The organism is Vibrio sp. NH-7 (assembly GCF_053643215.1).
Genome location: NZ_CM132187.1, coordinates 811825 through 823470, shown reverse-complemented (window position 1 = coordinate 823470; position 11646 = coordinate 811825). Strand labels below are relative to the sequence as shown.

The following is an 11646-nucleotide window of genomic DNA, read 5'->3' as shown; positions in this document are numbered from 1 at the left end:
TACGAGATTGTCATTAAATGAATAAGAATTACCTGTCCCAACTGCACACGTTAGCTACTGTGCTGCTTGGGATGCTCCTACTATCAGGCTGTCAAATTGAGTCAGAACCTAAGAGTGAACTGGAGCAAATTAAAGAACGTGGTGTGCTAAGGGTTGGAACATTAAACAACCAACTCTCTTACTATATTGGTCCTGATGGCCCCGCTGGACTTGATTATGAGTTAGCTCGAGAGTTTGCCAATGAGCTCGGCGTGCAGCTCGAGATGAAGCCTGCCTATCGTATCTCGAGCCTCTATCCTGCCCTACGAAACGGCGAAATCGATATTATTGCGGCTGGGTTAAGCCAATCACCGGAAAGATTGAAAGCGTTTAGACCCGGCCCCGCTTACTATTACGTGAGCCAACAGGTGGTCTATAAAAAGGGTCAATGGCGACCACGTAACTTAGAACAGTTGCTCGAACTGCAATCTGAGTTAGAACAAAGCAATGACAACGAACCGGTTATTCAAATTGTGGGAGATTCGCATTTCAACCAAACCTTGGCGGCCATCCAACAAGAACACCCACAATTTATTTATAAAGTCGACCCAAACGCAGACGTTAACGACCTGCTCAAAAAGGTCTCTGAAGGAGATTTGCAATTTACGGTTGCGGACTCTGTTGAAGTTTCACTCTCTCAACGTATCTATCCTGAGATTGCATTAGCCTTTGAGCTAACAGAAGATCAGCCGACTTCTTGGTTTCTGCGTCGCTCCCAAGATGAGAGTCTCTACGCCTTACTTATAGAGTTTTTTGGCTATATCAAACAATCAGGGCACTTGGCATCACTTGAAGAGAAGTACATCGGTCATGTCGACTCATTTGACTACGTGGATACTCGCGCGTTCATTCGTGCTCTCGATTCTAAGCTGCCTAAATGGTCACCACTGTTTAAAAAGTATTCTGATGAATTTGATTGGCGTTTAGTTGCAGCGCTCGCCTACCAAGAGTCGCATTGGAATCCATTGGCGAAATCTCCTACTGGTGTCCGCGGCATGATGATGCTAACACTGCCAACCGCGAAAAGTGTTGGTGTTACCGACCGTTTAGACCCAGAGCAATCCGTAAAAGGGGGGGTAGAGTATTTACGCCGTATGGTTGCACGTATCCCCGACTCCATTGAAGAACATGAGAAAATCTGGTTTGCACTCGCATCCTACAACGTAGGCTACGGTCATGTTATGGACGCAAGACGCTTAACCAAGCGGCAAGGTGGGAATCCAGACGCTTGGTCAGACGTAAAAGACCGCCTACCATTACTGCGTCAGAAAAAGTACTACAGCCAAACTCGCTACGGCTATGCTCGCGGTGATGAGGCGCGTAACTATGTCGAAAACATTCGTCGCTACTACCAAAGCATCATTGGGCATGTTGAGAAGCAGACATTGGCGGAAGACAATGACAACGTTGATGACTTGACCGTTATTCAAGTGCCGGATCAAGTTGCCTCTCAAGCGCAACCTCTTTCTGCGGCAGAATCAACTGTTGACCAGTTAGAAGCTGACTAGCTTCACTCTCAAGTGCGCAATTTTTGAACAAAGATTGCGCACTTGAAATCCTTCACTGCAACCCATACATAATATCGTGTACTTGATCACTTGCGAAGTTTCTTAAAATGGTAACAATTGGCGAGTATAAAACCGATACGATCAGATAATCATGAACATTCATCAATGAATGTCAGTAATATTGTATTCACTCATATAGGAGGTTGTTCTATGGCTAGACGTAAACTACAGTCAAAACGCCTTAACAAAACCGTTGCAGCTAACCGTCGTAAGCGGCTGCTTAGCAACAACAAGAAAAAGGTGATCGCACGTCACCGAGCATTCATGCAACTTATCTGTGCAGCGTAACACCAAGGAGCAAACATCTTATCGATAAGATGTTTGCTTAAAAGCGACTATTCTGATTTCTTTCGTCCCTTCTTCGCTTCATTCACCTGCTGAACTCGTGTTGCTTTACGCTCGGTCTTTTTCTCTTTGCGACGACGTTTAAAAAAGGACTGAAGTTGTACTCGGCATTCTTCCTCCAACAGCCCCTGCTCTACATCTGCATAGTGATAAGCCGCTTGATGTTCAAAAAGGTTTAATACCGTTCCTGCAGCGCCGGCTTTCAAATCTGGTGCGCCAAACACAACACGCTTTACACGGCTGTGCAACAACGCGCCAGCACACATAGGACAAGGCTCTAGCGTTACGTAAAGGGTGGTATCCAGTAATCGATAATTCTCAAGTACTTGACCCGCTTTTCTGATGGTCTGCATTTCGGCATGCGCAGTGGCATCATGACAACCAATAGACTGGTTCCAGCCCTCTGCGATGATTTCACCATCTTTCACAAGCACGGCACCGACCGGGACTTCACCTTCAGTTTCCGCATGTGCTGCAAGTTCCATTGCGCGGCGCATATATTGTTCGTCTTGAGGGGTAAACTGGGAATCTGACACTGGGGCTCCAAAATCTAGCATAAATGCTGTGTGCCACGATTTTACCCTTAACCCACCAAGAGTAAAAGCGCACTGAATGGGCGAAAATACAAACAAAAAAACGCTGGCCTCTCGACCAGCGCTTTCGAATTACCAATACCTAAATAGTTGGTGTTGTAGCTAGGCAACAAGCAAGTTCAGCCCTATGAGCATAGATGTCCTATGTGATTAGGGCGGCCGGCGCTCCGGGGAACTTGCGCAGTTAACAACGCTACAGCGCCAAATATGACGGTATTTACATAGTGTAAGTGTATGGCGCTTGAATACCTAGTGGAATACCTAACGCCCAGTAAGCGACTAGGAAGATAGACCAGCCAATAAGCATTGCAATTGAGAATGGCATCATCAGAGACGCCAAAGTACCAATACCAGTCGACTTCACGTAACGCTGACAGTAAACCACCACTAGAGGGAAGAAGACCATCAGAGGTGAAATGATGTTTGATACCGAATCACCTACACGGTATGCCGCTTGAGACAGTTCTGGAGAAATGCCTACAGCCATTAGCATAGGAACTAAGATTGGACCGATAAGTGCCCACTTCGCTGATGCAGAACCAATTAGCAGGTTTACAGAAGCCGTTAGAAGAATCATACCAATGATTGTCGCTTCACCCGGTAAGTTCATCGCTTTCAGACCTTCCGCACCGTATAGCGCTAGCATGGTACCAATGTTTGATTGTGCAAACGCAGAAAGGAACTGAGCACAGAAGAACGACATTACAATGTAAGCACCCATTGTTGACATGGTGTCAGACATGGCTTTGATGATGTCGTTGCTTGTTTTGAAGGTGCCCGAAACTTTACCGTAAACGTAACCTGGGATGATGAATAGAATGAAGATCAATGGAACGATTGACTTCATTAGCGGTGCTGAGAACGCTGTAATTTCGCCTTCCGGAGAACGTAGTGCTGAGTTTTCAGGAATTATTGCTGCGATCAAAACAGCAATACCTGCCATCATCGCCCAACCCGCGTAACGGAATGCTTTCGATTCTAGTTCAGTGAACGAGCCAAGATCAGGCGCTTTTTCTGCGTCTTCATCGATTGGCGTGTTCGCTAAACGTGGCTCGATAATTTTCTCAGTGACGTACCAACCGATAGCAACGATGATGACTGAAGATAGACCAGTAAAGAAGATGTTCGCTAGAGGGTTAACCACGTACTCAGGATCTAGAACTTGAGCCGCTGTTTGCGTAAAACCAGCTAGTAGCGGGTCAATACCTGATGGAATAAAGTTCGCTGAGAAACCACCTGATACACCGGCAAACGCCGCTGCGATACCCGCTAGAGGGTGACGACCTGCCGCGTGGAAGATGATACCACCCAATGGGATAACCAATACGTAACCCGCATCTGCTGCAGTGTGCGATACGATTGCAACAAGAATTAGCATTGGAGTAAGAAGCTTAGCTGGCGTGAAGTTCAGCATCTTCTTAAGGCCTGTAGTAATAAAGCCAGAAGAGTCCGCAACGCCCACACCCAACATCGCAACTAGAACGATACCTAAAGGTGCAAAACCAGTGAACGTAGTCACCATGTTCGCTAGGAAGCTTGCTAGAGATTCGCCAGTTAAAAGGTTGTTGATTGCAAGCGCTTCACCTGTGCGAGGGTTTAGCAGATCAAACGAAACGTTTGAAAGGAGAGCAGACGCCGCCCAAGTAATAACAAGAGCCCAGAAAAACAAAATTGCAGGATCTGGGATCTTATTACCTGCGCGTTCAATAAAGTTTAAAAAGCGATCCATACCACTCGGCTTATTGGATGGCGCTTGATTTACAGCTTGGTTACTCATGGTAACTCCATAGTGTGATGTTGTTGCCTCAGGCTTCTGGTTATTCTTTTTTCAGCCTATGATTCACCACACATTCTATTAAATAGGGTCACAAAAAGCACAAGGTTCTAGAGTTTTTTCCATATATGGAGACATATTTTGCAAAAACACCATTAACGTGCAACAAAATAAGAACACAACCAGATCAGGTTATGAAACAATTTAAATACTATTTTGAAAAATATAACGCACGCTTGTTAGTAAAAAATCTCAACACCGTCTAGATATACAACTAGTTACTGTCGAACTCGCTATATTGTGAGATTGCGCTCTTTAACGTCACGGATTGTTTGTCACCGAATCGGTCCCACCAGCACACTTCAACGGTCACTACACTCAGCGCGTTACTTAAGCTGGCAAAAGGGGAGACCTCACATTGGGTTATAAATCCGGAGGCTTTCGTAGAGCATAAACTTGAACTCACGCAGCTATCATCTGCTATATCAGAGTAATGGTATGACCCAGAAGCAGAAGAGATCCCCCTGCGCGTAAAAGACTCAAGTTTGTTTTCTGCAAGATAAAGCGCTTCAAGGCTCAGCTCTGCAAAATCGGCTTTGGACTCAGCCACTGCCTGCAACTTGATGAGCCCCATCGCTCCTATCCCTATCAATACAAAAGCGATCAACACTTCGATTAAGCTGGCGCCCCGCTGCTTATAAATCATGCCATGATCCTCTGTACCATTTCACCACTTTGAATTTTTTTGACGGCCCCTCTATAACATCTCGATTGAAAGTAAAGTTTAGGGATGCATTGAACAAAGCATAAGTCCCTGGCGCATCCATCACATAGCCACCACTTGGATTAAAGGCTCCGTTTTGGAAGTAGCCAATTTTCTCTTTGGGCATTATTACCGTCGACCCCAAAGCTGAAATCACCCCTTCTAAAACACTACTTCCTCCTCCGGCACTCGTGTCATTTTCGGTGAGAGGCCAATCGCTAAAGTCCAACACTTGACCGCTGCTGTCGGTAAACTCATCGGAAACAAAATGGTATAACATTCCCTTAAATCCTTGAGAGCCTGTAACGGACAATATACCGTTATGAATCACTAGTATGATTCCGCTACTCAAGTGGGTGTCAATTGCCGTGCTGATTATGTCGAAGTCTGCATCATTAATTTCACACCCACCGTACACCCAAATAGTGTCTTTGCCCTGCTCGATATTCTTTTTAATCTCTTCCGCACATTGAGTATTAAAGGTTGGGGAGCCCAGGTCTTCCACTTTTGTTAACGTTTCGCCATTCAATGTATAGGGCACATAGCCAAAAAGGCTTTTATCTGACATTAATGGAAACCACTCGGCTCTTGGGACGTTAAACACGTCTCGAAATGGGTCCATATCGGTATCTTTCTTAAAGTCTTCCGCCGTATCTGCTAAGTCCAATACCGACCATGAGTGATTAGCTGGCGAGCATTTTTGGAAATTTGGATTAATGCTGTCAGGAAAAGTCGCATAGGGCTTGATTGTCTCAAAGGGGTGGAAAGTGTTATATCCGGTTTTTGCATGAAAATAATTAAAGTATCGTACAGAGGTACACTCCCAAAGATTTGAACCCAAGCTTTTACCTGGGTCTGGGGAAGATGTGTAGGCACCATTGATAACTAAATCAGACTTTGAGCGAATGGCTCCTGTACTGGAAACAATCGGTGAAACAAAAGCTTTTTTTAAGGTGATATAACCACTCTTGGAATGAATGACATTTGGGGTGCCGCCAACAATATTAAGAGAATCTAAATTCAATAGATTTTTGCAATCGGAAACGGAAGCAGGAACAGCATTCAACTGTTTTGCTTTGGTATAAACACACTCCAACCCTCCCTCTGCCGCCCAGTGATCTTTGCGCGCTTGAACTTCATTTTGTGCACGCTTCACTTGGTAAAACAGTCCTTTGTAGCTCCCTAAAACCACAAGTAGTGAGGCAACTAGCAGCAAACTAGTAATAAGAAGCGTCGCTAACCCTCGATTTTTCTGCATATCACCAGTTCCTTTGTTTTGTCGTAAACGAGAGTGACTTGGTATAAGTTGGCGCATTCTTTAGTGAGGTTTGAAGCTCTACGGTCACCATTGCTGATGAAATATTGCTTCCCGGTAACTCAACTAAAGTGAGATTAAATCCATCGACCTTAATGCGATCTTTATGAAATAGGGTGTTGCAGTTGTGGCCCACTCTTCCAGGAAAGTCTTGAGCATCCAATACTGACATCACCGTCGATTGTTTTTTTTCACATATACGCAGTACATCACTTGCGGCAGAGGTCTGCTCATACACGACATTTGAGTAGGTATAAGAAGCACCTGAGACTTCGGCAACATACGCATAAGCGAGCAGTCCCGTTGTGGCCGAATTTTCAACGTAAAAAGTATGATCCGCGCCAGATAGCTTGACCAAGTTTGGGGAGACGCCATTGTACCCAGCACGATGCATATCCAATTTCATCATCTGCAGTACGCTATTGGTTGACTGTAATAAAGTGAGCTCTTGCGTTCGCTTAGTCGCCGTTTTGTAGCCGCTTAAAAACATCGAACCTATGATGCCCAACGCGAAAACACCGATGGTCGCAGCAACCATAAACTCAATAAGACTCGCCCCTCTCTCCTTCGACAACTTCATATCAACACTTCTCATAACTTAAGTAGGTATTGGCACTAGGAGAACAAACGCGAACAATGGCGCTGCGATGGTAAGTACGTAAGTCCAGTGCTGATGATGGGCTGCTCTTGGGGTGAAAAGTAAAACGTCCAGCTTTTGGTCGACCATGAGTCTCATCGAAACTGATTTGATTAGAGGTGTATGTTGTTGAAAGCGTGACTCCTTCAAACGGGACACCGGACAACGCAGAATAGACGTCGCCTGCACCATTGACATCGCTATTAGTCAGCTCTAAGCGCCAATCTCCGTTGCTGTCTGATGCACCAGACATAATCAAATGAACCCAAAGTCTTTCACGTCTCAGCACGGCCTCTGATTTGGCCATCAGAACGAAACCATTTAACTCTTTGGCCAGCCTTCGCATTTTGACCGTATCCGTCATATCGCTGTAATTCGGCAGCGCCCAAACCATCAATGTGCCGAGCACCGCAATAGAGACCAAGAGTTCTAATAAGGTAAAGCCGCGAGACATTTCCCAAAATCCTATGCAAAAACAGTAAGTAACCGTATTCAGTCTTGCGCAAAGACTAACACCAAAGAAAAATAGCCAGACAGCTAATAAGGAACTACGCGGAATGATTCGAAGAAATGGATGTAAAGTAGGAAAGAAACGACTAAATGGAATGACATTGATCGAATTAATGATCGCTGTCTCTGTCGTGGCCATACTGGCAGCGATCGCCTACCCGAGTTATCAAAGTTACGTACTCAAGTCATATCGAGCGAAAGCCATTGCTGACCTTTCAAAAATTCAGCTCAAGTTGGAGTCGAGTTACAACAGTGGCTACAACTGGAGTGGGATTATCTCAGGAAGCAACTGTAGCGTGTGCGATACCCCTTCAAGCCGCTATGTTTTTTCCATCGCGAGTCAAGCAGGCAAGGCTTATGTCATTAAAGCCGAGGCACAATCAGGGAGCGGACAAACAAAAGACAAATGCTTAACGGATGAGAGTGTGGATTACATGACGCTTGATGCGACGAATGCGCAATATCCCGAGGATTGCTGGATTTAGGCTAGCCATTTATTGACGTTGTTTGACAGAGAGTGACTCTCAACCACCTTGAGCCACTTACCTTCTAACTCGGTTGGCTGAAAACTAAAAAGCCTGCGTTAGTCGCAGGCTTTAAAATACTCTTCTAACCCGTTTAGCTGGTTAAATCATCAAAGAACTTCTTCACACCGTTGAAGAATCCTTCAGATTTCGGCTTGTGTTTCGTCGCCGCTTCACCGCCGCAAGACTCTTCAAACTCTTTAAGTAGTTCTTTTTGACGCGAGCTTAGGTTAACCGGAGTTTCAACCACTAGTTTAACGATCAAGTCGCCAATACCACCGCCACGAACGCCTTTGACACCTTTACCACGCATACGGAACATACGACCCGTTTGCGTTTCTGTTGGTACTTTCAAGTTAACACGGCCATCAAGAGTCGGAACTTCGACCTCACCGCCAAGCGCTGCCATAGCAAAGCTTACTGGTACTTCACAGTACAAGTTGTTACCGTCACGCTCGAAGATATGGTGCTCTTTCACATGAACTTGTACATATAGGTCGCCCGCTGGCGCGCCCATTTCACCTGCTTCACCCTCACCAGATAGACGAATGCGATCACCAGTATCCACACCAGCAGGAATCTTAACGTTAAGTGTTTTGGTTTTCTGCTTGCGACCTTGGCCATGACAAGACTTACATGGATTCTTGATGATTTTGCCTTTACCGTGACAGGTAGGACAGGTTTGTTGAACCGCAAAGAATCCTTGACGCATTTGAACTTGACCGTGACCGTGACAGGTACCACATGTCTCTACTGCTGAACCTTTCTCAGCACCGCTACCATCACATGAATCACATTCTACCAAGGTTGGGACTTCGATCTCTTTAGATACGCCACGCACGGCCTCTTCAAGAGTCAATTCCATGTTGTAACGCAGATCTGCACCACGCTGAGCACGCTGCTGACCGCCACCACGACGACCACCACCGAAGATATCGCCGAACACATCACCAAAGATGTCTCCAAAATCAGCGCCGCCACCACCGAAGCCGCCGCCACCCATACCGCCTTGTTCAAAAGCAGCATGACCGTATTGATCGTAAGCCGCTTTCTTTTGCGGATCGAGAAGAATTTCGTACGCTTCTTTTACTTCTTTAAACTTATCTGCTGCGTTCTCATCACCCTGATTACGGTCTGGGTGGAATTTCATTGCTAGACGCTTGTACGCCTTTTTAATATCACGCTCTGACGCATCGCGGCTTACGCCTAATACTTCGTAAAAATCACGTTTTGACATGTTCTTCGTCACCAATGTAGTACTGCAAACGGAGGATTTATCATTACACCGCTTGGTGTTTGTATCATTCTAGATAAAGATTCGAGAGTTAATGTTCGAGAACCATTATCTAGACTGACAGGTTAGTTACAAACATACGGGCGTATGAGTTTCCTCAAACGCCCGCATTAAGTCAGGACACTAATTTCAAAACAGATGACTTGAGTTCTAGAAGGAAATCAAGTCACTCTGTGAAGAAATTACTTCTTGTCTTCTTTAACTTCTTCAAACTCTGCATCTACAACATCGTCATCTTGCTTAGGCTGTTCACCCGCTTCCGCGCCTTGTTGTGCTTGAGCTTGCTGCTGAGCGATTTCCATAAGCTTTTGAGCCGCAGTCATAAGTGCTTGAACTTTCGCGTCGATCGCTTCTTTGTCTTCGCCCTTACGTGCTTCTTCTAGCTCAGAGATAGCTGCTTCAATCTTCTCTTTCTCTTCTGCAGGTAGCGCTTCACCAGCTTCTTCTACTTGCTTACGAGTACCGTGAATCATTTGGTCAGCTTGGTTACGTGCAGTCGCTAGCTCTTCGAACTTCTTGTCCGCTTCTTTGTTCGCTTCTGCTTCTTGTACCATTTTCTCGATGTCTTCATCGCTTAGACCACCAGAAGCTTGGATAGTGATCTTCTGCTCTTTACCAGTCTGCTTATCTTTCGCTGATACGTGTAGGATACCGTCCGCATCTAGGTCGAAAGTAACTTCGATTTGTGGCATACCACGTGGCGCAGGCTGGATACCTTCTAGGTTGAACTGGCCTAGAGACTTGTTGTACATCGCTTGCTTACGCTCACCTTGTAGAACGTGGATGGTTACCGCGTTCTGATTGTCTTCTGCTGTAGAGAAAACTTGGTTCGCTTTTGTTGGGATCGTAGTGTTCTTCTCAACTAGCTTAGTCATTACGCCGCCCATCGTCTCGATACCTAGAGACAGAGGAGTAACGTCTAGTAGAAGTACGTCTTTAACATCACCAGCAAGTACACCACCTTGAACTGCAGCACCCATTGCTACTGCTTCGTCAGGGTTCACGTCACGGCGCGCTTCTTTACCGAAGAATTCAGCAACTTTCGCTTGAACCATTGGCATACGAGTCTGACCACCCACTAGGATTACGTCAGTGATATCGTTTACCGATAGGTCTGCGTCAGCTAGAGCAACTTTTAGTGGCTCAAGAGAACGTTGTACTAGGTCTTCAACTAGAGATTCTAGTTTCGCACGAGTAACCTTCACGTTCATGTGCTTAGGACCAGTCGCATCTGCAGTCACGTAAGGTAGGTTTACGTCAGTTTGAGAAGTAGAAGAAAGCTCGATTTTCGCTTTTTCTGCTGCTTCTTTAACACGCTGCATTGCTAGTGGATCGTTCTTAAGATCGATGCCTTGCTCTTTCTTGAACTCTTCAACTAGGTAGTTGATCATGCGGTTGTCGAAGTCTTCACCACCTAGGTGCGTGTCACCGTTAGTTGCTAGTACTTCGAACGTTTTCTCGCCTTCAACTTCATCGATTTCGATGATAGAGATATCGAATGTACCACCACCAAGGTCGTATACCGCGATAGTGCGGTCGCCGCCTGACTTGTCTAGACCGTAAGCTAGAGCAGCCGCAGTTGGTTCGTTGATGATACGTTTAACTTCTAGACCTGCAATACGACCAGCATCTTTAGTCGCTTGACGCTGAGCATCGTTAAAGTAAGCAGGAACTGTGATAACTGCACCCGTTACTTCCTCACCTAGGAAGTCTTCAGCAGTTTTCTTCATTTTCTTCAGTACTTCAGCAGAAACCTGAGGAGCTGCCATTTTTTGGCCTTTCGCTTCTACCCAAGCATCACCGTTGTCAGCCTTAACGATTTTGTAAGGCATGATTTCGATGTCACGTTGTACTTCTTCGTCTTCAAAGCGACGACCGATAAGACGCTTAATTGCAAATAGCGTGTTAGTTGGGTTTGTAACTGCTTGACGTTTCGCAGGTTGACCTACTAGCGTCTCACCATCTGTGTATGCAATTACCGATGCAGTTGTACGCTCACCCTCTGCGTTTTCAATAACGCGTGGTTTGTCGCCGTCTAGTACAGCAACACATGAGTTAGTAGTACCTAAGTCAATACCAATGATTTTACCCATCAGGCTATCTCCGAATAATTTTCTATTTTCGTTTTGCTATATCCCCTATGTGGGGATGTAGAATCGGGTTTCAACCCTTGCTCACAAACAAAAATAAGGTTGTTTGCTTCTTCTATGCCACATAGATAAGGGCGGCAAATGGCTTTTCAAGGGAAAGAGTAAAAAAAAGTGAAAAAAGATTTCCTCTGACA

The 11646-nt window shown here is 45.5% G+C and carries 11 protein-coding genes; 3 read left to right on the top strand and 8 right to left on the bottom strand.

Annotation, left to right across the window (positions count from 1 at the left end; genetic code table 11):
- Nucleotides 1-17: 17 nt before the first annotated feature.
- Together mltF and ACUALS_RS03950 are read left to right on the top strand one after the other, a co-directional pair.
- Nucleotides 18-1547 carry a membrane-bound lytic murein transglycosylase MltF gene (mltF, locus tag ACUALS_RS03955; protein WP_454448909.1) on the top strand — a complete coding sequence of 510 codons (1530 nt, stop codon included), beginning with the start codon at nt 18-20 and terminating at the stop codon, nt 1545-1547.
- Nucleotides 1548-1757: 210 nt separating this feature from the next.
- On the top strand, nt 1758-1895 hold the full coding sequence (locus tag ACUALS_RS03950) for a hypothetical protein (protein ID WP_269977436.1): 138 nt from the start codon (nt 1758-1760) through the stop codon (nt 1893-1895).
- Between the two features lie 47 nt (nt 1896-1942).
- On the opposite strand, the gene tadA is transcribed toward ACUALS_RS03950, so the two are convergent.
- The 6 genes from tadA to ACUALS_RS03920 form a co-directional block, all read right to left on the bottom strand.
- A complete protein-coding gene (gene tadA, locus ACUALS_RS03945) occupies nt 1943-2509 on the bottom strand; it encodes a tRNA adenosine(34) deaminase TadA (RefSeq protein ID WP_454448908.1) in 567 nt (188 codons plus the stop codon).
- A 253-nt stretch (nt 2510-2762) separates the two neighbouring features.
- The gene (locus tag ACUALS_RS03940) at nt 2763-4322 is read right to left on the bottom strand and encodes an AbgT family transporter (protein ID WP_005476408.1); all 1560 of its coding nucleotides are present in this window, start codon (nt 4320-4322) and stop codon (nt 2763-2765) included.
- Nucleotides 4323-4593: 271 nt separating this feature from the next.
- Nucleotides 4594-5025, bottom strand: coding sequence for a type IV pilus modification PilV family protein (locus ACUALS_RS03935; RefSeq protein WP_334473248.1), 432 nt, complete (start codon nt 5023-5025; stop codon nt 4594-4596).
- Nucleotides 5015-6340, bottom strand: a complete 1326-nt coding sequence (locus tag ACUALS_RS03930; protein ID WP_454448907.1) for a hypothetical protein — start codon at nt 6338-6340, stop codon at nt 5015-5017. The genes ACUALS_RS03935 and ACUALS_RS03930 overlap by 11 nt, the downstream gene beginning before the upstream one ends.
- 1 nt (nt 6341) lies before the next feature.
- Nucleotides 6342-6977, bottom strand: a complete 636-nt coding sequence (locus ACUALS_RS03925; protein WP_039482532.1) for a PilW family protein — start codon at nt 6975-6977, stop codon at nt 6342-6344.
- Between the two features lies 1 nt (nt 6978).
- Entirely contained in the window at nt 6979-7488 is a 510-nt protein-coding gene (locus ACUALS_RS03920) for a GspH/FimT family pseudopilin (protein WP_038140047.1), read from the bottom strand.
- Nucleotides 7489-7591: 103 nt separating this feature from the next.
- On the opposite strand from ACUALS_RS03920, the gene ACUALS_RS03915 reads away from it, so the two are divergent.
- The gene (locus tag ACUALS_RS03915) at nt 7592-8029 is read left to right on the top strand and encodes a type IV pilin protein (protein WP_038140045.1); all 438 of its coding nucleotides are present in this window, start codon (nt 7592-7594) and stop codon (nt 8027-8029) included.
- A gap of 133 nt (nt 8030-8162) precedes the next feature.
- Here the strand turns inward: ACUALS_RS03915 and dnaJ are convergent, their stop codons facing one another.
- The gene (gene dnaJ, locus ACUALS_RS03910; protein WP_454448906.1) at nt 8163-9305 is read right to left on the bottom strand and encodes a molecular chaperone DnaJ; all 1143 of its coding nucleotides are present in this window, start codon (nt 9303-9305) and stop codon (nt 8163-8165) included.
- A 239-nt stretch (nt 9306-9544) separates the two neighbouring features.
- Nucleotides 9545-11455, bottom strand: a complete 1911-nt coding sequence (dnaK, locus tag ACUALS_RS03905) for a molecular chaperone DnaK (protein ID WP_038215401.1) — start codon at nt 11453-11455, stop codon at nt 9545-9547.
- Nucleotides 11456-11646: the final 191 nt, after the last annotated feature.